At 74.5% G+C, this 21,553-nt stretch carries 10 protein-coding genes; all 10 read right to left on the reverse strand.

What is annotated here, in order from left to right; all coding sequences use genetic code 11:
- The coding region (locus tag AC07PR_RS07100) for an eCIS core domain-containing protein (RefSeq protein WP_495134860.1) at window positions 1-3,556 on the reverse strand (3,556 nt) is incomplete at its 3' end.
- Window positions 3,553-5,598, reverse strand: coding sequence for an ATP-binding protein (locus AC07PR_RS07105; RefSeq protein WP_495134861.1), 2,046 nt, complete (start codon window positions 5,596-5,598; stop codon window positions 3,553-3,555). The genes AC07PR_RS07100 and AC07PR_RS07105, both read right to left, overlap by 4 nt.
- A complete protein-coding gene (locus AC07PR_RS07110; RefSeq protein WP_495134862.1) occupies window positions 5,595-7,196 on the reverse strand; it encodes a hypothetical protein in 1,602 nt (533 codons plus the stop codon). Before AC07PR_RS07110 ends, AC07PR_RS07105 begins: the two co-directional genes overlap by 4 nt.
- Window positions 7,197-7,200: 4 nt before the next feature.
- Window positions 7,201-12,330: a hypothetical protein gene (locus AC07PR_RS07115; protein ID WP_495134863.1), complete on the reverse strand. Its 5,130-nt coding sequence runs from the start codon at window positions 12,328-12,330 to the stop codon at window positions 7,201-7,203.
- A 24-nt stretch (window positions 12,331-12,354) separates the two neighbouring features.
- Window positions 12,355-14,505 carry a hypothetical protein gene (locus AC07PR_RS07120; protein WP_495134864.1) on the reverse strand — a complete coding sequence of 717 codons (2,151 nt, stop codon included), beginning with the start codon at window positions 14,503-14,505 and terminating at the stop codon, window positions 12,355-12,357.
- A 102-nt stretch (window positions 14,506-14,607) separates the two neighbouring features.
- Window positions 14,608-15,546 (reverse strand): hypothetical protein, encoded by a 939-nt coding sequence (locus AC07PR_RS07125; protein ID WP_495134865.1) that lies wholly within the window; start codon window positions 15,544-15,546, stop codon window positions 14,608-14,610.
- Complete coding sequence (locus tag AC07PR_RS07130) at window positions 15,543-15,920, reverse strand: hypothetical protein (RefSeq protein ID WP_495134866.1); 378 nt, start codon at window positions 15,918-15,920, stop codon at window positions 15,543-15,545. The genes AC07PR_RS07125 and AC07PR_RS07130 overlap by 4 nt, the downstream gene beginning before the upstream one ends.
- 13 nt (window positions 15,921-15,933) lie before the next feature.
- The gene (locus AC07PR_RS07135) at window positions 15,934-16,248 is read right to left on the reverse strand and encodes a hypothetical protein (protein WP_431104626.1); all 315 of its coding nucleotides are present in this window, start codon (window positions 16,246-16,248) and stop codon (window positions 15,934-15,936) included.
- A gap of 18 nt (window positions 16,249-16,266) precedes the next feature.
- Window positions 16,267-19,128 (reverse strand): phage tail protein, encoded by a 2,862-nt coding sequence (locus AC07PR_RS07140; protein ID WP_495134867.1) that lies wholly within the window; start codon window positions 19,126-19,128, stop codon window positions 16,267-16,269.
- Complete coding sequence (locus AC07PR_RS07145; RefSeq protein WP_495134868.1) at window positions 19,128-21,551, reverse strand: baseplate J/gp47 family protein; 2,424 nt, start codon at window positions 21,549-21,551, stop codon at window positions 19,128-19,130. The genes AC07PR_RS07140 and AC07PR_RS07145 overlap by 1 nt, the downstream gene beginning before the upstream one ends.
- Window positions 21,552-21,553: the final 2 nt, after the last annotated feature.

Consider the following 21,553-nt stretch of genomic DNA (forward strand, 5'->3'; position numbering starts at 1 on the left):
CCGCCGCGCCGAGCGCCGCCCGTCCGCCGACGCCGGCCCGCGCGCCCATCTGCGCGGCGTAGCGCACGCCGCCGCCCGCCGCGCGGATCTCCGACGCCGCCGCCCGGCCGCCGAGCTGTCCCGCCTTGGCCATGCCCATCTGCATCAGCACGTTGCCGGCGTCGCTGACGTTCTCCGTCATCTGGTCGGCCTCGGACTGCAGCTCCGCCGCGGTCTGCGCGCAGGCCGCGTCGATGAGGTTCTTGATGAACACCAGCGCCTGCAGCACCAGCGCCACCTTGCCCACGGCGATGGTCCAGCCGCCGACCGTCGTGAGCACCGTGGTGCAGAACGCGATCACCGGGCCGGTCACCGGCGCCGCCGTCCCGAAGGACAGGATGGTGATCGCCGTCATGATCGCGATGATCACGCCCGCCAGCGCGGTGATCGAGCCCAGCACGATCGTCAGGCCGGTGGCGATGTCGGCCGCCGACTTCAGCAGGTTGCCCAGCGGATCGCGCCGCCACTGCTCCGCGCTGAGCAGGTTGGCCCCGCCGGAGAGCATCATCCCCAGCCCGCTGACCACGCCCATCATCGGCCCGCGCGGGTCGATCAGGCCCAGCGCGAGGTGGCCGAAACCGGGCCACTGGATGTTGCCCACCGAGCCGAACAGGTTGCGGCCGGTCTGCCGCAGCGCCCAGCCCATGCGGTCGGTCGCGGTCATGGCGGCGAAGCCGCCCTCGGTCTGGCTCTCGATGTCCGCGATCTGCGCGGCGCGGCGCTCGGCGGCGGCCTGCTGCGCCTGCTGACGCGCCTCCTCGTTGGGCGGCTCCACGCCGGTCAGCCAACTGGGCAGGGCGCCCGACACCGCGCCGGCCGCATCGACGCGCTCGCGTTCCGGCGCCGCGGGCGCGGCCGGTGCCGCCGCGGCGATGGGACCCCCGTCCGCGGCGCCGCCGGACGCATCGGCGCCACCGTCGCTGCTCCCCTCGGCCGCCATCGCGCCGGCATCGCCGGCGTCGCCCGCATCAGCTCCCGCGTCGGCATCGCCTTGCGGCGACGGCGCGTCCGGTCCGGCGCTCGCGTCGGCCTCCGGGGCTGCGCCCGTGCCTGTGCCTGTGGCACCGGAAGCGCCGCTTGCGCCGCCGTCCGGCGAGCCGTCCGCGGCGCTGCCGCCGCCCGCTGCCGCCTGCGGCGGTGGGGCGGGGGGCGGTGGCGGCGTCTCCACGTCACCGCTGTCCGCGGGCGTGCGTTGCACCAGTTGGTCACCGCCGTCGACCGACCCCGCATCTGCCGGCTCGACTTCCACTCCCGTTCCAGCGCCCGCTTCCGTTGCCGCTTCGGCTTGCGCTGCCATCGCCGCCGGTGGCTCGGCCCCGGTGGCCTGCGCCGCATCGTCGGCGGCAACGGTCTCGTCCGCGGTCGCCGCGGGCGCGTCGCCGGCCGCCTCTTCGCCGAGGGCTTCCTCGCCATAGAGTTCGACGACCTTCTCGCGGGTCCACGGTTCCGGCGCCGGGACCGCCGCCATGTTGGCGGCGTAGTCGCCCTGCACCGTCTGCAGGCGCGATTCGAGCTCGTTCGAGGTCTCCGCCAGCGCCGCGCCGCGGTCGTCGATCGCGGCGGCCTGGCCGGTGTGCTCGTCGGGCGCGCTCGCCAGCGATTCCATCTCGCCGCGCGCCGCGCCCGTCTGCTCGCCCATCGTGCCGAGCTTGTCGCTGGTGGCCGCCAGCGTCTGGTCCATGCCCTCCAGCCGGCTCTGCGTGACCGCGTTCTGCTGCTGCGCCTGCGCGGCGTCCTGACCCAGCGTGCCGGCCTTGGCGCGCGTCTGCGTGACGGCGTCGTCAGTCGTGCCGATGTCGCTGCCGGCCTGGTTCATCGCGCCGCCCTGTTCGCGCGCGTTGGCCGCGGCCTCGGCGTCGTCGGGCGTGTTGGCGGCGTTCTCGGCCGCCAGGCCGGAGGCCTCGCTGGCCATCGGTCCGGATTCGGCCTTGCCTTCGTCCGCCTTGGACTCGAAGTTCGGCGCCTCGGCCGCGACCGTCGCGGCCTTCTCCTGCGACACGCCCAGTCCCTGCCGCGCCTGACCGAGCAGCTCCTGCCGGAAGGCCAGGTGCTCGCGCGACTTCGAGACGCCCATCTCGGCCTGCATGACGCCGCCGCGCACCAGCGCCAGATTGCCGCGCAGGGTGGTGGCGTTGCGCCGTTCCTCGGTGGCGAAGGAGCGGATGCGGCCGCTCTGCTCGCGCAGGCTCTGCGCCTGTGCCGCGAGGCCGGCGACCTGCTCGTCGGCGGCGGGATCGGCGGGCAACGGCCCACCGCCCGCATCGGTGGGCGCGCTGACCGCGGCGGGCACGGTCACCGGCATCTCGGGCGCCGGCATCGCGGTCCCCGCCGCGGTCCCGAAGGCGGCCTGCGCCTGTCCCGCACCGCCGTCCGCGAGACCGCCCGCCGCGCCCTTGCCGCCGCCTTTCCCGCCGGCCGCGGGCGGTCCGTCCGCCTCCACCAGCGGATCGGCGGGGGCGTCCGCGGCCTGCTCCGTCTGGGCGGCGGCCTCCTCGACCTTCGGCGCCTCCTGCGCCGGCCGGTCCACCGACGGCTTGGCCTGTGGCTCCAGCTTGCCGCGTTCCTGCGCCAGTTCGCCGCGGTCCACGCCGCCGGCCGCGCTGCGCGCCGTGTGCGCCCGCGCCGCCGCGTCCCCGGTCGGCTGCTCGTCCTCGTGGCCCTCGCTGGCCGCGCTGATCTTTCCCTGCATCCGCGACAGCACGCCGCCGCCGTCCTCCGGGTGGCGATAGTCGGCGGGCGCGCGCTGCACCGCCTCCGGACGGGCGCGGCCGCTGCCCTGCTGCATCACGTGCGCGACCTCGTGCGCCATCAGCGGCAGGTCGTCCGCGCGCTGCTGCGGACCGAGCCAGATGTGCTCGCCGTGGGTGAAGGCCTTCGCGTTCAGCGCCTTCGCCATGCCGTCGGCGGCGGGGCCGGCGTGCACGCGCACGTCGCCGAGATCCGCGCCGAGCGAGGACTCCAGCCGCGTGCGCACGCCCGCCTGCAGCGGGCTGCCGGCGTCGGGCGCCTGCGGCAGTGCCGCGGCGCCGGGCGCTTCGCCCGCCGTGTCGGCCCCGCTGCCGGAGCTGCTGCCCGTGCCGCTGCGTTGCACGAGCGCGTCGTCGAGCGGCGTCTCTGCTTCGGCGGCGCATTCCGCGCAGAGCCTCTGGACGACGGGCGTCTCGCCTGAGACCGTGAATGCGCCGGCGGCACCCGATGCACCTGATGCACCCGATGCGCTTGATGCACCAGCAGCCCCCGACGCAGCGGGCAGTCCGGGCACGTTCACCGCTTCGTTGCGCATCACCGCGTCGGCGACGGCATCGGCCTCGCGCTCGAAGGGATCGTCCTGCCGTCCGATCGTGAGCTTGGGCTGGACGCCGCAGCCCGGACCGGACGCGCCGTGGCGGGCGAGGAAGCGCGGCAGTCCGGCTGCCGCCGACTCGCCCGCCGCGCAATCGCAGTGCGAGGCGCCGCGATGTCCGGCCGACGTCGGCGCGACAGCCTGGGTCCTGGCCTGAGGCGCCGCCGTGTTCATGGCCCCTCCGGCGCGGCTCCGTCGGACGCGAGCACCCGCAGCGCGGCGGGCAGCGGCTTGCCGAGCTTGCCGTACTCCGCGACCAGCGCCGGCAGCAGATCCGCCGCGCCGACCGGCCCGCCGTGCGTGCGCGCCGCGGCGGCCAGCACCACGTTGCGGACATGGCCGCCGGCCAGCTCGCACCCGGCCGCCAGCTGGTTCACCGTGCCGCCGTCCAGCCGGTGCCCGTCGCCGAGATGCGCCAGCCACAGCGCGCGGCGCTCCTTGGGACCGGGCGGCGGGAACTCGACGATCACGTCCAGCCGCCGCGTGAAGGCCGAATCGAAACGCGCGCGGCTGTTGCTGGTGAGCACGGCGATGCCCGCATAGGACTCGATCCGCGAGAGCAGGTAGTTGGTCTGCGCGTTGGCGAAGCGGTCGTTGGAATCCTTCACGTCGGTGCGTTTGCCGAAGAGCGAATCGGCCTCGTCGAACATCAGCACCACCTCGGCGTGTTCGGCGCGGGCGAACAGCTGGGCGAGGTTCTTCTCGGTCTCGCCGATGTACTTGCTGGTCACCGAGGCCAGGTCGACGCGGTACAGCGGCAGGCCCAGCCGCGTCGCGAGCCAGCCGACGGCCAGCGACTTGCCGGTGCCCGACGGCCCGACGAAGAGTCCCCGCACCCCGGTGCGGAAGCGCGCGCGCATCGCCGGACCGAGGCCCCGGGCGGCGGTGTCGCGCGCCAGGCATCGGTCGGCGAAGGCGTCGAGCTCGACGCGCAGCGGCGCGGGCAGGACCAGCGCCTCGTCCGGCACGGGGTCGGCGAGCAGTTCGGCCAGGGCGCCGAGGTCGCCGGCGCTGCCGCCTCGCGCGGCCTGCACGACGTGGGCGGGGGTGACGGTCTCGGCGCCGGCGGCTTGCGCCTCGAAGCGCGCCGCGCGGCCGAGTTCCGCGATGCGGCCCGCCGCGTGGCAGTGCCGGTGCCCCAGCGTCTGGGCGAAGCCGGCATCGCCCAGCGCGTCGAGCCAGAGCGCGCTGCGTTCTTCCGCCGGCGGAATCGGGACGGACCAGCCGGGGGCGGTGTCGCCGTTGAACTCGATGCTGCCGTCCGGGCCGGCGGCGACGAGCAGCGGCCCGTGCCAGCCGGGGATCGCGGCCACGCGGCGGCGTTCGCCGGGGGCGAGTTCGAGGCTCACGACCGGGACCGCCGCGGCGAGCCAGAGCCACGGGCCGAGGCCTTCGGGGACGTCGCCCTCGATGAACACGGCGCGGGCGCGCAACTGGCGGGCGACCTCGGCGGCGGCGGCCTGCGCCTCCTTCGGATGGCCGCTGCGCACGACGAGCACCGCGCTCGCGCCGCGGCCCAGCGCCTGCGCCCGCGAGCGGGCGGCGTCCTGCAGGCTGGGCGGCAGCGGCGTGTCGTCCACGCGGCCGATGCGCAGGCCCGGCCATTGCAAGGCCGGCGGATCGGACAGTGCGAACACGATCGGCTGCGGCACGGTGAGCGTGGCCTCGGGCAGGGCGCGGTGGTCGTCGTCGATGTGCAGCAGGCCGCTGCGCCGCGCCGCGCCGGTGGCCAGCGCGGGGAAGGGCGAGGCCTCGCCGAGCGCTGCGGCCACCTGCGCGGCCAAGCCCACCGTCGGCCGGGCGCCGCCGACGGGCGCCTGCAGCCAGGCGAGGACGCGCGCGGCCATCGCGTCCGTCTCGGCCGCGCGGGCGATGGCGACGGCCACCTCCTCGGCGAGTGTCAGCTGCAGCGTGGCGGACAGCGCGACCAGCCGGCGGTCGGCTGGCGGGGGCGCGGCGCGCCAGCGCGACAGCCAGGCGGCGACGTCCAGGGCGCGGAGGTCGACACGCGCGGCGCACTCGGCCAGCCAGGCGGCCTCGGCGCTTGCGCCGCTCGCCGCCGTCGGGCTGTGCTCCTGCGCTGGCGCCAGCAGCGCGAAGGCGAGGTCGGCGAGCGTCGCGGCAGCGGCGGCGTTCGCGGCATCGGCGGTCGCAGCGGACAGCGACGCGGCGTCGGCCGTCGGCGGACGCAGATCGGGACGCAGCGGCGCGTTCATGCCGGGCGCTCCGCGCCGAAGTGGAATGCCACCACGCGCCCGAACCACGGCAGCCAGCCGGGATCGATGTCGAGCCCGAGCCGGCGCAATCGAAGCTCGCAGTCGCCGAGCGGGAAATGCAGGTCCACATGCGTGGCCGTGGCGCACACGTGTCCGCGGCGCCGGACGAGTCGTACCAGTCCGATCCGCCCGGCGCCTTGCAGCCAGCGGCGCGCGTCGGCCAAGGCCGCAGCAGCGTCGGCCTCCATCGTCGGGTCATTGCAGGGCGCCGTCGCGAGTTGCCACATCGGATCGTCGCGTGGCGCATGCGAGCGTCGCAGTGCCAGGCGGAGCACCGCCGCAACGAGGCGGCAAGCCGACTCGTCGTCCGGCGCGCGTCGCGGCACGCCGAGGTGCGCCAGCACGGGGAGCAGGAACAGCAGCCCGCCGCAACTCGTCGGCTGCATCCAGGGCCAGGCGCCCGATCGCAGCGGGTCGATGGTGACGCGCGTACTGCCCGGGCCGTCGGCGTCGTCCTCGGCAAGCGCGTGCGAACGGGACCGTGTCTGGCGATGCGCATCGTTCGACGTCGATGGCGACGCGCGGGGAGTCTCCGACGGCAGCGCCGGATCGGCACGATCGACGGCACCGTTCGGAGACATGGCGTCGTCATTGCGGTGGCCGAGTGCCGGGAGGCGCTGATTCCAGAGCGAGCCCCCGCTTGTCGGGCTGGGCGGGAGATCGGAACTGGACGTCCGGGACGCTCCGTCGCGACCGCCGGTGGTCGCGGCAGTGGCGCCGGCGGCCTCCAGAAGCCGGTGCAGCCAGGGCGGCACGAGCGCCTCGTCGTCTGCACCCGTCGTGGGGGAACGAGTCGCGGACGTCGTCGACCAGGACGAGGGATTCGCGCGCGATCCCATCGCACCTGCGGCCTCGCTCAACGCATCGTTCGGGGTTTCGTTCGACGCCCTCCGCGCGGAGCGGAACGACGCGCCGGCGGACGCAAGACCTGACACCCCCGCCAGGCCGGCCAGGTCCAGCAGGCGACGGCCCGCTGCCTCGTCGAAGCACGCGGCGACGCGCGCGGCACCGACACCCCGCACGAGCGCCGCCGCCCACTGGGGCAGGGCCACGCGGCCCTCGGGCGTGCGAGCGATCGCGAGCGCGATTCGCGCGAGGTTGTGCCGCACCGGCAGCTGCCCATCGAACTCCGGCACCGCCAGCGGCCAGTACCACGCGTCGGCACGCCGACCCCGCAGCAACCGCGACGCCAGCTGCGTCCGCGCTTCCAGCACACCGGCGAAGACGACGCAGCCCGCGCGGTCCGCGGCGCCGTCGTCGATGTCCGTCGTGGCGTGCCCCGTGGCATCGCCCGGCGTCACCCACTGTCGAGCGACGGCGGCGGTCTTCTCCTCGATCAATCGCGATAGCGCCTGCGACGTCGCGCGCGCCGTCACGGGCCCCAGCGCCAGCTTCCTCACGACGATCAGCCGGCCGCCGTCGTCGCCAAGACTGGCGCAGCGCAATGCATCCTCCAGCGTCGGCATCATCCGGCGCACCGCGGCCTCGCCGGGCGCACGCAGCCGCAGGTGACGGACGATGCGTTCAGGCGCGGCCATGCGATCACCTCGCCTTGAACAGCGTCCGTTTCGCCGCGCCCGCCGACAGGCTGACCATCGCCGTCGTGTCGAAGTGCACCCGCACGTCGTCGCCCAGGTCGACCTTGGCGGACACCGTGTGGATCACGCGCGCCGCGACCTCCTGCTGCCCGAGGTCCTCGACCGTCGCGCGCGCCACCAGCGTGTCGCCGCGGTACATCAGCGCCTGCATGCCCACGCGCAGCTTGGTCGTGTCCAGCACCGTCAGCGGGATGCGCGTGCCCGGGATCACGCCCGGCGTGGGCCGCGCCATCCGGCCTTGCACGATGCGGTCCACCGGCGCGTGGCTGGCCAGCAGCAGCGCCATGCGCACCACGTCGTTGACCAGCGCCACCGCCTGCGGCTGGCCGGGCTCGATCTGCGCGAACAGCCAGTCCACGTAGGACTGCATCCGCCGCCGGTCGAGGTAGGCGATCTCGCCCCAGCGCGGCAGGCTGGCGAGGTTGCGCAGGTTGGGCGCGGCGTCGAACTCCGACAGCATCTCCGCCCATTGCAGCCGGATCACCGGCAGCACGCCGCTGAACTCCGCATGCAGGCAGGCGGTGACGGCGCGGATGCGGTCCAGTTCCGCCGCGGCCTCGCGTGCCACGTCGGCGCGGCCGTGGCCGCCTTCGGCGAGGTCTCCGAAGCTCACGACCTGCTCGGCCTGCTGCCGCACGCCTTGCCAGGTCGCGACCTTCAGCAGGCCGAGGTCCAGCGTGCGCAGCGTCGCGATGCGCGGCCCCAGCGCCTCGGCCTGGCGCGTGGCGACCTGCACGATGCCGGCCGCGACCTTGGTGCTGGCGGCGATCGTCTGCACCGCCAGCATCGGCGCCGCGAGCCCGGCCACCGCGCGGGCCTGCGCGCTGCCGACCAGCCGCACCAGGTGATCGACCTTGTCCAGCCGATGCAGCAGCGGCGGCGCGCGCACGAACCAGCTGGCCGGCGCCTCGCGCACCACGCGCAGCATGTCCAGCAGCTCGTCGGGCGCGTCCGGATGCTCGCGCAGGCAGGCCGGCACGGCCGGATCCACCAGCCCCGGATCGACCGCGCGCGTCGGCGCGGACAGCAGGTTGTCGGCCTCGCGCGGCCGGATGAAGGCGATGAACGTCACCTCCTCCGCCAGCACCTTGGCGCGGCGGGTGTTGATGCCCGCGACACGCTCCGTCTCCTCGGCGAGCAGCGCGCGAGCGACGCTGACGTCGTGCCGCGCTTCGGCCAGCGCGTCGCCGACCTGGGACAGCCGCGCCGTCATCGTGTCGATCTCGCCGCGCAGCGACTCCAGCGCGCTGTCGCAGCGGTTGAGTGCGTCGCGGTACACCGTCAACCGCGCCTCCAGCTGGCGCAGGATCGCGATGGTGATGTCGGACAGGCTCACCGCCTGCGTGAACAGCGTGGCCTCGTCCAGCGCGGCGTCCGATCCCGTCGGCGGCTTGGCCAGCGCGGCCTGCAGCGTCGGGTTGTTGCGGAAGTCCGTCAGCGGCCGCTGCTGCGCGTTCGTGTTGGCCAGGAAGGGATCGTTCGCCAGCCCCGGGATCTGGAAGTCCTGGAACAGCGCGGGCAGCTCGCCGCTGTCCTCGGCCGCGAAGGACTCCAGCAGCCCGAGCAGCGACATCACCGTGCGCTGCCGGTTGGCCAGCGCGTAGTTGCGCGCCTCGGGCGAGGGCGGGTTCTTCAGCCGCTCGGCGATCGCCGTGGTGCGGATCTCCGACAGCCCCACCACCGGATTGGCATAGATGATCGGTGGCGGCGCCTTGGGCGGCTTGATCAGCGCGGCCTCGACCTGCGCGCGCGCATCCATGCGGGCGTTGAACTGGGCGTTGACCTGCGACTTCAGTGGCGCGTTGGCCTGCGCATTGAAGTTGGCGTTGGCATTGAGGTCGGCTCGGAGGCCGGCATTGAGCCCGGCGCTCGACTGCGCCATCGTGGCCACGCGATCGTTGGCCGCCGCGTTGATCGCGGCCGCCGTCGCCGCGGCGGTGGCGCTGAAGCCCGCCGCCGCCGCGATGCCCGCCGTGCCCTTGGGCACGCCGGCGGGCGCCGGCGCGGTCGCCGTGGCCTTGACCTTGCCGATGTACTCCTGGATCTGCTGCTGCACGACCAGCGCGCTTTCGCTGGTGGCCAGCGCCGCCAGCGTCGGCGAGACGGCCAGCCGGCCCGCGTCGCTGGCGCTCATCGTCAGCTGGCGGATGCGGTGCATGTCGACCTGCATGTGCGCGAAGCCGAAGTCGGTGATGTCGTCCGCGCGGTCGATGCGCCGGCGCAGGTAGTCGGCGAAGCCCTCCAGCCCGCGCAGCAGCAGCTGCGACTGCTCGTGGCCGGACAGCCGCTGGATCAGCGGATCGGCGACCAGCTCGGTGTAGACGCGCACGGTGCCGATGCGCGAGGACGGCGTCGGCGTCAGCACGCCGAGGTTGTGCTGCGGCTGCAGCGGCGCGTTGAGCAGGGGGTTGTAGAGCGGCACGGTGGTCGGCCGCGGATCGTCGCTGACCTGCTTGGGCCACATCAGCTCCGGTGCCGCGCCGGCCGCGGCCGGCCTGCGCCGCAGGTCGCTGAAGGCCAGCGTGCCGTCGAAGGCCATGACGACGATGCCGAACACCGACATCCGCGCGCCGCCTTCGCCGACGACGTTGCTGTCGGGGATCGCCAGCGGCAGTTCCACCCAGCTGCCCGAGCGCGGCAGGGCGCCGCCGCGCACCGTCATCGCCTGCAGCGTCTCGAGGCCGGGCAGCGCCTTGCGCAGCTCGGCGAAGCGGTTCTCGCCCCAGTAGGCGAACTTGATCTGGATGCTGGACGTCGGCGTGTTGTCCGCCCGCAGGCCGCGGCTGTAGACGCCGATCCACAGCGAGCGCGGCGGATTCAACTCGTCCAGGTAGAGCCAGGTCGTGACCGTGTCGGCGGCGCCCTTCTCGATGACCGTGATCGGCGAGCCGTCCTTGTTCATCAGCGTGTGGCCGCGCCAGCCGGACGCCGGCGGATAGGCGAGGTTGAAACCGCTGGTCGGCACCGCCAGCGCCGACGCAGTTCCCGCGCCGGGATTGAAGATGTCGCCGCCGTCCTGCGACTGCAGCTGCGGCAGGCTGGGCACGACGCCGTCGTGCGGCTCGAACGGCGTCCACAGGTCGTTGGCGGTGAGCAGGTCCCAGGGCTCCTCGCCCTGGACGCGGGCGCCCGGCGGCAGGAAGTTGCAGAACCACTTGCGCCACACCTGCGGCGTGCGCGCGCCGGTCAGGCCGTAGGCCGCGCGGCCGTCGAAGAGCGCGAAGGCCATGCCGTCCAGATTCTTCGCCGCCAGGCCCAGTGCGGACGCGGGCACGGTGAGCATCACCCACTGGCCGGGCGTCGGCAGGTCGCCGGCGCGGAAGTGCGCGGCCGACCCCGCCGGCGAACCCCAGCCGATCAGGTCCTCGCCCCAGTAGGCGCGGTGCTCCCAGTTGCCGTCGGTGTGCCACTGCAGCATCAGCGTGCGCGGCGGATGGTCGGGATCCAGGCAGACCCAGCAGAACAGCGATTCGCCAGTCTGGACCGCGAAGGGCGGAGTGGCGCCGTCGAAGAAATGCTGGTGCAGGCCGGCGCGCAGATCGCTGCGATGGCCGCCACCGGGCGGGGGCTCGCCCCAGGGGCTCAGCGATTCGTTCTCCACCGCGTCGGGATCGCTCTTGAACGGCGGCACGACCGGCGACTTGCCGTCGAGCGCATGCGACAGCATCGCCGCCTTGTTGCGCAGCCCCTGGCGCAGGCCCAGCGTGCGGGCGCGGCGCAGCAGGTTCTCGTCGAGCGTCTGCTGGAACAGCGGATCGACGATCTCCTTGTGCAGCAGGCGCGGCTCCCATGAGCCCAGCGGCACCGGCACGAGCAGCCGCACCGCCTCGGGCGCCGCGATCGAGAGCGGCGCCAGCGACGCGCTCGCGCGCACGGCCAGGTCGAGCTGCTCCACCGGCACCGGCACGGCGTCGAGGTCGAAGCCGATGGGGAAGAAGCCGCTCTTGAGCGTCGCCGGATCGAAGGCGTTGCGCGGCAGCAGGCCCACCGGCGGCAGGAAGCGGCCGAAGGCGTCGTTGAGCGTCTCGGGCAGCGGCGCGGGTTCGCCGGCGGCGGCGACCTGCTCGGCCAGCTGCTCGATGCGCGCCTGCCACAGCGCCGGCTTGCGGGCGCCGGCGATCAGCGCGCCGTCCGTGTACGCGAGGCGCGAATCGCGACCATTGCCGCCGCGCCGCACGACGCTCGCGCGATCCAGCCACAGCGGCTCGCGTGTCACGCTGTCGAGCGCGACGAGGGCGATCGGGAGTCCGAACTCCTCCCAGGGCAAGACCTGGCCCTCGGGCAAGGCGTCCTCGGCCTGGAAGACTGTCCACGCGAGCGCGTTGCGCAGCTGCACGGCTGGCACGGCGGGCAGTCCGCGCCATTCGCCGGGCCACACGTACCAGAGCAGCCGCGCGCCGTCGCCCAGCCGCCAGTCCTCGAAAGCGGCGGCATCGCCGTAGGTGCCTTCGTCGCAGGCGCTGCGCTCGCAGGGATCCATCGGGTCGGCGCTGGAGCGGTCCGCCGTCACCGGTTGCAGCACCAGCACGCCGATGGGCGGCAAGGTCGCCAGCGAGGCGGCTTCCAGCGCGCCCAGCGCGGCGCCGATCTTGCGCGCGCGCAGCGTCGAGGGCGCGCCTTCCGTGCCCGGCTCGACGCCGCTGCCGTCGACGAAGAAGCCCGGCGGCGCGACCACCGGCACATCGGCCAGCACGCAGCGCAGCGGCTGGTTCAGCACCAGATCCTCGCCGCTGCAGGCCAGGCCGAGGCCGCGGGTGATCTGCAGTTCCACCGCGTTGAAGCCGGTCGGCGCCGGCGGCACGGGCGCGGGCGCCGGTGGTGGTGGCGGGGGGATCACCGGACCGGCCTGGACCTCGAGCCCGCTGACGATGCCGGCGGTCCAGTCCTGACCGCGCGTGGCCAGATGGCCGGCCTGCCAGGCCTGCCATTGCGTCAGCGCGCCCGCGGTGAGGGCGCGACCGGGGAAGACGTGGGGACGTCGGCGCCAGTCGCCGGCGGCCTCGATCGCACTGCCGGGCGACAGCCCGACGACGCGCTCACCGGGCAGCGGATCGCGGATGGGAGTGGTGCTCACGATGGGTCTCCTCGGAGCCTGGAATCAGGATTGCGGCGGGCGCCTGGTCGCGGCGGTCTTCTTCGCCGCGACCTTCTTGGCGGGTGTCTTCTTCGCTGCTGCTGCCGCCGAGGCCGTCGCCGTCTTTGCAGCGGTCGCCTTTGCGGCGGTGGCCTTCGCAGCGGTGGTCTTCGCCGCCGACGGCTTTGTGGCGGTCGAAGCAGCGGAAGCTGGCGTGGATGCTGTCGACGCGGTGGCAGACGGCTTCGCTGCTGGCCTTCCCGTCGACGTCGCCGGTGCCCTCGCTGCAGGGCCGGCCTTCGAGGCGGGATCGACCACGACCGGCTCCGGTCCAGGCGTGGGCGCCGGCGCTGGCGTTGCGGGCGCGCCTGGAACGCGCGTGAGACGGGCGCTCAACTGATCGAGCTTCGTGCCCTCGGCGCTGCTGGCGGCGGTGTCGAGCTTGCGCCAGTTGTCGTTGCTCGCCAGGCTGACCAGCGCGGTGCGGGTGACGGCGTCGCCGGCATGGCGTTCGAGCTTCTCGAGGCCGTTCCCGACGGCGCCGTCGGAGAGCTCCGCACCGACCTGCAGCACGCGCGCATGGTCCAGCCCGGCGTCGCGGCCCGCCTCGCGTTCGCCGGCGGGCTTCGCGTTCAACGCACCGAGCGCCGCCGCGGTGAGCGCAGGCGAGGCGGCGATGCGCGGCGAGGCCAGCAGCGACATCACGCTCGACGCGGCCCGTGCGCTCGACGCGGCCAGCACCTTGTCGAGCGCGGGCGTCAGGCCGAGTTCCGCGATGCGCGCGGTGATCGCGCGTTCAACGACGACGTCCGAGCCGCCCGCGACCGCGATCGGCTTGCCGACCAGATCGTCGCGGTAGGCGAGGTTGCGCCGCCGCACGAACCACAGCGAGTCGAGCTTCGCAAGCCGCGCCCATTCGGCATCGGACGGGTTGGAGACATCGACCGGACGCAGCGGCAGCGGAATGCGCAGGCGGGTCAGGATCTCCAGCGGCTTGCGTTGCGCGACGAGGTTGGGCGCGGCCGCCTTGAGGGGCCGCGACACGGTCGTGAGCTTCGCGCGCACGGCGGCGAAGTCGGCGCGCGGCACTGGCGCGAGCACCAGCACCGCCGTCAGGTCCAGCGCCGCCTGTGGCGCGAGGAAGTCGATCGGCGGCAGCGCGAGCGCCTCCTCGACCAGCGCGGGCAGTTCGTCCTCGGGAATGATGGAGAAGTCGACGTCGACTTCCGACGGGAAGTAGCGCTGCGTGAAGTCGGCCGTGTCGATGATGCCCGCCGGCAGCGGGCCGGCCGGCGGCAGCGCGGGGAACTGCGTGGCCGCCGGGAAGCTGCGGCCGTGGAACTGCGCGACGACGTCGGCGAGATGGTTCTGGTGCTGCATCAGGTGCGCGAGCCGCAACCCGCGCGGCGCGAAGCCCAGGCCGGGCAGGTCGCCGCGGTCGGCGCCGAGCTCGCGCCGCACCATGGCCTCGTCGATCCAGACCAGCGAGTTGGACTGCAGCGCGAGCATCGCGACCGGCAGCACGTTGGCCGACCAGCCGGGCGCGCCCGGCTGCGTGAAGATGGTCCGCGCCGCCGTGCCGCGGCGCGCGTCGAGCGCATCGGACGCGCCGTCGTCCTGCCAGGGCACGAGCACGACGGCCGTGGCCTCGATCACGTCGCCGTCCTCGACGGTGCGCGCACCGGTGAGCGTCGTCGGATAGGCGCCGATCGGATTGGCGGTGAACTCGACCGGCCGCAGGCCCAGCACGAACAGCCCGGTGCGGCTGCGCAGCGGCGCCACCGGCAGGCGCGACAGGCCGAAGCGCGCCGACAGCTGTTCCGTCTGCGGGATGTCGGCCAGGTCGATCGTCAATTCGCGCGGCAGCAGCACCAGCTCGCCGGCGCCGGTCAGGCCCTCGCCGGCGGCGATGCGCACCGTCTGCGGCGTCGCGCCTTCGGACACCGACAGCCCGTGCGCGACGCCGCTGCCGGCGGCGCGACCGAGGTCGGCCTCGCGCGTCAGGAAATACTGCTGGTCGCGGATCAGGTCGCGCGCCGCCAGGAAGCGCCCGTCGAAGTAGCGCGGGCGTTGGCGCCGCGGATCCTCGACCAGCACGCCGCGGTTGCGCAGCGTCGGTGCCTCGACGGGATCGATGCGCTCGCGGGCGGCGCCGAGGGTGAGGTTGATCGCCATGTCGGTCTCCTGAAAGGCTCGGTGCGGCTCGTGCTGCTGTCGGTGGCTCGTTGCGGCGGAGTCGGATGCGGGGCGGCTGGTGGCTGCTGGGGTCAGGCGTTGCTACAGCCCCGCCCATTGCGCGAAGAGCGCGGAGGGCGGCAGGAAGCGCCGTCCCCAGTTGTCCACCAGCGGCGCCGCCGCGAGGCGCGCGGGCGGCGTCGCGTTGTCGACGGGGATGAAGACGCGGGCGAGGAACACCGCGCTCGGGTCCAGGTGGCGCGGCTGCTCGGGGGAAGGCTCCAGCCCGCCGTCGCCGCCCGCGTGACCGCTGCCGGCCCAGCCGTGCAGCACGGCGTCCTGCAGCGCATCGCGACGCGCCTCGGGGGCCGCGTCCGGATCGCCCGCGACCGGATCGGCCGGCGGCAGCGGCAGACCGCTGTAGGCGTCGTCGAGCCCGATGCGCGGGATCATCAACAGCTCGTAGGCATCGCGCAGCCGCGAGATCGACACCGCGTTGAGCGCATCGAACGGACCCTGCGCGAAGCTCGGCGTCATCCCGCGCGCGCAGGCCGCGAAGCGCAGGAACACGTCGGCGACGACCGCCAGCGCCGGCAGCGCGACGCCCGACGCGATCATGCGCGGCGAGGCAAAGCGCGCGAGGTCCGTGTACGCCGCCTGCGTCAGCGCGCCGCCGGGCACGTTGCCGGTGGGCGTGCCGTCGCCGATCACGGCCAGGCGCTGCGCGTCGTACCAGCGCGGCAGGCGCAGGCAGGCGTCGCGCGGCAGCTCGACCAGGCGGCCGAGCCGGTCCACCGCCACGCCGGGCTGGACGCTGATCTCCTCGACCTGCGTGGGCGACGCCGGCAGGTGCCGCACCTCCAGGCCCGCCAGCGTGCCCGGTCCGGCCACGAAGGCCAGCGCGCGCGCGAGACGGCCGCGGTGATAGGTCTGCTCGTCGCTGAAGTCCTGCGCGTCCAGCAGCATGCCGGTGGCGTAGGCGAGGCGGTCCGCGCGCGGCTGTGCCACCAGCGGATCGGCGTTGGTCGCCTGGATGCTCATGAGGGTCTCCTCGACGTGCGTGGGGACGGAGGTCGCTTGGGCTTCACCGGCTCAGCCGGATTCAGCGGCGGGGCGGGCTTCACCGGTTGCGCGGGCTGGGCGGGCAGGGTGGGCCGCATCGGTTCAAGCGGCGGCACGGGCTCTGCCGGCCGAACCGGCGGCGAGATCGGCGGCCCGATTGGCGGCCCGATCGGCGGCAACACCACGCGCGACTGCGTCACCTGCACCACGACCTCGTCGGCCGCGCGGCTGGGCAGCCCGGCCGCGTTGACGACGGACAGGCGGAAGCGGTGCGCGCCGACGGCCAGGCCCGCGTCGACCTCGACCGTCGCGGTCTCCGTCGTCACGGGCTTGCCGAGCGGGAACTTCGCCATCGCGCCGCTCCGCTCAGGTCACCGGGCCCAGGTAGGTCCAGACATACTTGACGACCTTGCCGCCGCCCACGTCGAAGGACGCGGAGCCGTCCAGCTCGAAGCTCTTGCCGAAGGACGCGATGCGCGGCCCGCGGATCACCGCGGTCGGCGCGTCCTGGTCGGCGACGATGATGGTCACCTCGTCGGGCTTGGACGCATTGCCGGCGTCGTCGACGACGACGAGCCGGAAGGTCTGCCGGCCGATCGCCAGCGGCTTGTCGGGGTTGACGGTGACCTCGATGGTCGGGACGTCGGTGCTGATGTCGGTGCCGGGAATGAATTCGGCCATGGCCACTCTCCTGCGGGGTCAAACATCCGTCGGCGGCAACAGGCGCCAGCGGTACTCGGTGATCTGTCGGCCCGAGACCGCGCGCGAACCGCGGGCGTCGAGCATGAAACTGGCGCCGGGCGCGGCCACGGCGTCGAGGCCCGCGTCGGCCTCCGGCGGCGGCGCGCTGACCGGCGGCGCGCCGGACAGCCGCGGATCGAGCACGGCGGCGCCGATCAGGTAGTCGCCCAGCCCCAGGCCGCTGCGCTCGACCTGCACCGGCCGCGGCAGGCGCGGCGGACCGAGGTAGGTGTCCACGCCGACCAGCGCGGCGATGCCCACCATCAGCGGCCAGGTCGCGGACACGACGCGCATCTCCACATGCGCCGGCGCCTCGAGCTGCGCGATGCGCCGGATCAGTGCCAGGTCTTGCGGCGCCACCGACTGGTGCACCAGCACCGTCGCGCGGAAGGCGAGGCGGGCGTCGAAGTCGATTGCGGCCTGGTTCTCCACGGCGGCGGTGGCGCTGGTGACGTCGGCGTCGGCGTTGAAGAGTGCGATGAGTTCGACGCGCTCGCGGTCGCCGATGACCAGCGTGTCGCCGACGACCGAGTTGCCGCTGACCTGCAGTCCGGGCAGCAGCGGATCGTGTTCGTCGCTCAGGTCCACGCCGAGCAGCGTGGCCAGGATGCGCCGCAGCCGGAAGTCCTCGATGACGAGCACCTCGCCGCCGCGCACCGCGCCGTCGGTGGCGATGTCGAGCGCCAGCCGCAGGCCCAGACGCGTGCCGTGCCAGCGCGCGAGGTCGGGCGCCGCGCGCAGCCAGTCGCGCCGGCGCGCGGCCGGCAGCGCGGGGTCGAAGGCGACGCCGATCCAGCTGCCCAGCCAGTCGAGCTGCGCATCGGCGACGACGTTCGGATCGGTGAGCAGGTGGGCGGCGGCGACCTGGTCCTCGAGGCGCGTGAGCACGCCTTCGAAGCTGGCCAGCATCCGCGCGTTGAAGTCGGCCGGCGTGGCGCGCGGGCGGTAGACCGCGATGGCATCGGGCTCGAGCCGGAGCCGCCAGGCGCGGCTGGCGTCGCTCAGCAGCCAGGCGTCGCCGGCGTGTTCGACCTCGACCGCCGCGCGGTCGCCGAGCGTCACCTGCTCCAGCCGCAGCCGGGCGCGCAACGCGTCGTCGGGCGCGCCGCCGGCATCGAGGGCCGCGGCGAAGCTCGTGTCGATCTGGCCGACGCGCTCGCCCGGCGCCTGCGCGGCGGCGCCGAACAGCGATTCGCGGTAGAGCCGCGGCAGGTAGCGGTCGGCGTAGGAGAAGCGGCTGCCCCACACGCGCAGCGCGGCGATCTCCGGCGTGGCGCGCGTGTCGCCGTGCAGCACCAGCCGCAGCCACAGGTAGCGGCCGGACAGCGTGCGCACCCGTTGGCGCGCGTTCTGCACCAGCACCGAGAACAGGCCGCGCACGCCGGCCTCGCGCTCGCCGCCGAGCAGGCCGGGGTGGTGCGGCAGCTCGCTGGGCGTGGGTTCCCACACCGCGATCGGCACCTGCGGCGCCCGCATCGCGTCGTCGAGCTGGGGGATGTCCGCCCCGAAGCCGTGCGGATGCCAGGCGAGCCGGTCGTCGTCGGCCGGCGGCACGGGATCCTCGGTGGCGGCGAGCCAGGCGACGAAACCGGTGTGGGCGGGCAGGGCGGCTTCGGCGAAGAGACGGTGCCAGACCGTGCCGCCGTCGCCGCTGTCGATCATGCGGGCGACGAGGCCCGAGGGGCCGTCGGCGTAGTGGCGCGCCTCGCCGCGCCGCGCGAGCTGCCGCAGCGACAGCGCATGCAGCGGCTCCGCGCTGGCCGCGCCGGCCGGATAGTGCGGCGGCTGCGCCGCGCCGTTGGCGAAGGGGCCTTCGACGGCGTCGGTGGCCAGCGGGTAGACATCGCCCAGCGGCACCAGCTCGCGGAATGGCGCCACGGCAGCGCCGCCCGAGCCCCCGCTCGATCCACCTGATCCGCCGGCCCCACCAGCTGCGGCGGCTGCACTGGCGCCTGCGGGACCCAGGTCGAAGGCCGGCGCGTCGCGACGGCCGGGCACGCGCACGGCAACGCGGTCCGGCGCGAGCCACGCGACCGCATACGCATAGGTCGCGCCCAGCAGCGTCTGCGGCGGAGCGAATCGGCGCTCGTCGGTCCACCAGCGGCGGACGCGCGCGGTGCCGATGCCGCCGGTCCAGCTCAGCAATGCGAGCGCGCCGTCAGGCCCTCCGGCGATGGCGACGGGCGTCTCGGCGACGTCGAGTGGTGTCGAGCCGATCAACGCGAGCCGCGGCGCGCAGGCGTTCTCGGGGTCAGGCCTGAACACGCGCGGGTCGTAGTCGTCGGGCTGCGGCGTCTCCGTGCGCATTGGCCGGCCGGTGAGTCGGGCGATGCGACCGGTCGAGCGCTCCAGCGCCCACACGCCGCCGTCCGCCGCGGGCGCGAGCCGCCAGGGCACGAAGCCCGCGAGCGACACGTTCACGTCGTTCCAGCGACCGCGCAGGTCGTGCATCCGAACCCCCGGCGTCGCGGCGTTCGGCAAGGCGAGGTAGAGCACGCCGTCCGGCGCGGCGCAGAGGTCGGTGGGCGTGTCGTCCAGCACCAGCAGCGTGGTCTCATCGGGCAGCACGCTCTTGACGAGCACGCTGGTCGTCGCCGCGTCCCAGCGGGCGACGCACTCCAGCGCGTCGATCGCGCGCGGCACGCGCTCCAGCGCCGATTGCGCGGCGGCGAAGGCATCGGCGGGCGACATCGCCGGCACCAGCGTGCGTTCGGACGCGAGCCGCAACCGCCGGCAGCCGCCATCCCACACCGCGTGTTCCACGGCGGGGAAATGCGCGGCATCGCCGAGCAGCCAGAAGCGCAGGCCGTTGGCGTCCATCAGCACAGCTCCGGCACGACCGGCACCGCGACGGCGTCGGCCTCGGCGAAGGGGTTGGGCAACGCGCGCAGGTCGGTCGGCGCGGCGCTGCCTTCGATGGCGACCACCGACAGCAGTTCGGGCAGCTGCCAGGGCTGCAGCGCGAGGATCTGCGCGCCGTCGGCGGCGATGGCGGGCAGGGGTTGCCACTCGGTGCCCGCCTGCCGGAACAGGCGCAGGCCGCGCAGCTCGTCGACGCCCGGCACGCGCGAGACCTCGACTTCCAGCTCGCGGCTGCGCACCGCGCGGCCGAGCGGCCAGCCCTGGCCGTCGAGTCCGCCCGGCGCCAGCGGCCACAGCAGGCGGCGCAGCGACTCGCGCACTTCCAGCAGGACCTGGTCCCGCGCATACCCGTCGCGGATCGCGACCGCGACGGACAAACCCACGGCCACGTAGTCGCAGCCGATCACGTAGAGCTCGGTGGCCAGCGGCGTGCGCACCGAGAGGTAGGCATGCAGGCGTTCGATGAAGGGACGATCGGGCCGCGGGTTCGGCGCGGGCGCCAGCGCCGCGGCCGGCAGCGCGAGCACGCTGACGACGCCCGGCACGTGGAAGCGCCGGTCGCGCGGCTTGAAGCGCGGCAGCACCTCGACACGGCCGACGTCGACCGCGGGCGCTTCCAGCGCGAGGCGGCGGTAGTCCTCCTCGGTGACCGCGCGGTCGCGGTGCCGCAGGCGCGCGGGGATGCGACGCTCGGCGACGGCTAGCGTCTCCGCGTCTTCGCCGCCGGTCAGCGCGAGCGGCTGCAGCACCTTGATCGGCGGCGCGGGCTGGCCGTCGATGCGGCGTGCGTTCAGCTCGGCCAGCGACTCGGGCGGCAGGTTGCCCGCGCGTCCGCCGCCGAAGCGGCCCAGCGCCAGCCGCACGCGCATGCCGGACTCCGGCACCTTGCCGCGCATCCCGTCGCCCAGGCGCAGGGTGCCGGCCTCCGCGTCGAGCTCGTAGGCCGTCGCGTCGCGCGCGACGTCGGGATCGGCGCTGAGCGCGCCCAGATCATCGACGCGCGTCCACGGCTGGTAGCCGCGGCCGGGCGCTTCCACTTCGATCTGCAAGCTCGTCGGATCGACGGCGCTCATCGGCAGCGGGAACTGCTGATCGGCCGCGCCGGTCGACACGCCGAGCACGCGCCCGGTCACCGTGGCGCGCTGGTCGATCTCGATCGCATTCACCCCGATCCACGCGAGCGGCAGATGCTGGACCGAGGAGGCCGCCTGGAAGGACGCGCCTGCCGCCGTGGCCGCAGCCCCCGCCGCCGCCGATGCGGTCGACATCGCGAAAGCCGCGGACGCCGCGACGCCGACCGAGGTCGCGGAGGCCGCGGACCTTGCAAACGCCGAAGGTGCCGCGGCATTCGCGGAAGGCCCCGGCTGCGGCCGCAACCTCAGCCACGCCACGAGCCGGTCGGCGCGCTCCGGATCGTCGAGCCGCGGCGGCGCGTCGCCGACGCCGGCCTGCGGATTCAATCCGACGTCGTTCTTCGGCGCCCAGATCTGGCGTTCGTCGGGCATCTGCAGGCGCAGCGTGCCGGCGCGCGACAAGCCGTTGCTGGTGTCGGTGCCGGGCTGCACCGGCAGCGTCAGGTAGTCGGTGTCGAAGTCGGTGCGGCCGCGGGTGGTGATTTCCCACAGCACCGGGACCGGCGTCGGCGCGGTGACGTCCTCGAACAGCGCCGGGGCCTTCAGCGCCGGCACCACGCCCATCGACAGCAGCGGCGGCAGCGCCGCGTCGCCGCCGCCGAGCGCGGACTTCACGGCTTCGTTGACGGCCTCCTGCTGGTCGGCTTGCGGCGCCTTGGGCGCGAGCAGCGCGATCCACAGCGCGCGGTCGGCGCTCTGCGCGAAGACGTCGACGCCGTCCGGCACCGCGCGGCCCTGCGCGAACACGGGCGTCGTCTCGTAGGCCTTCAGCGTCCCGCTGAGCCGGTGGATGCGGGCCAGGCCCTGCAGCACGTCGCTGCGCCGCGCGGTCTCCGTGCTGCTGAGGCGGCGCTTGATGTAGGCCTCGCCGGTGATGGGCAGGACGGTCGTCTCCGACAGCGTCTCGAAGGGCATCGGCGCCTTCAGCGTGCCGCCCGGCGCCAGCGTGTGGGCGCCGCGTTCGGTGTCCTTCGCGAAGGCCAGGCTCACGATGCCGCGCGCCGGCAACGCGGGCTTCAGGCCCAGGCCCAGCAGCTTGAGGAAGACCAGCCGCTGGCGCTCGGGGATCAGGTTGGCGCGGTACAGCAGCGCGTCGCCCAGCCACGCGAACAGCTCGATCAGCGAGCGGCCGGGGTCGCCCAGGCGCGGATTGGTCCACTCCGGCGTGTGCGCGGGGATGCGCGCGAGCAGCTCCTCCACCAGATCGTCGAAGCGGCGGTCGTCGAGCGAGGGGGGCAGGATAGCCATGG

Source organism: Roseateles sp. GW821-FHT09H11, from assembly GCF_059415845.1.

Bases quoted from the DNA above. Each gene is read 5' to 3' on its own strand.
- AC07PR_RS07105 (WP_495134861.1), bottom strand. From the start codon at position 5,598: ATGAACGCGCCGCTGCGTCCCGATCTGCGTCCGCCGACGGCCGACGCC.
- AC07PR_RS07110 (WP_495134862.1), bottom strand. From the start codon at position 7,196: ATGGCCGCGCCTGAACGCATCGTCCGTCACCTGCGGCTGCGTGCGCCC.
- AC07PR_RS07120 (WP_495134864.1), bottom strand. From the start codon at position 14,505: ATGGCGATCAACCTCACCCTCGGCGCCGCCCGCGAGCGCATCGATCCC.
- AC07PR_RS07125 (WP_495134865.1), bottom strand. From the start codon at position 15,546: ATGAGCATCCAGGCGACCAACGCCGATCCGCTGGTGGCACAGCCGCGC.
- AC07PR_RS07130 (WP_495134866.1), bottom strand. From the start codon at position 15,920: ATGGCGAAGTTCCCGCTCGGCAAGCCCGTGACGACGGAGACCGCGACG.
- AC07PR_RS07135 (WP_431104626.1), bottom strand. From the start codon at position 16,248: ATGGCCGAATTCATTCCCGGCACCGACATCAGCACCGACGTCCCGACC.
- AC07PR_RS07140 (WP_495134867.1), bottom strand. From the start codon at position 19,128: ATGGACGCCAACGGCCTGCGCTTCTGGCTGCTCGGCGATGCCGCGCAT.
- AC07PR_RS07145 (WP_495134868.1), bottom strand. From the start codon at position 21,551: ATGGCTATCCTGCCCCCCTCGCTCGACGACCGCCGCTTCGACGATCTG.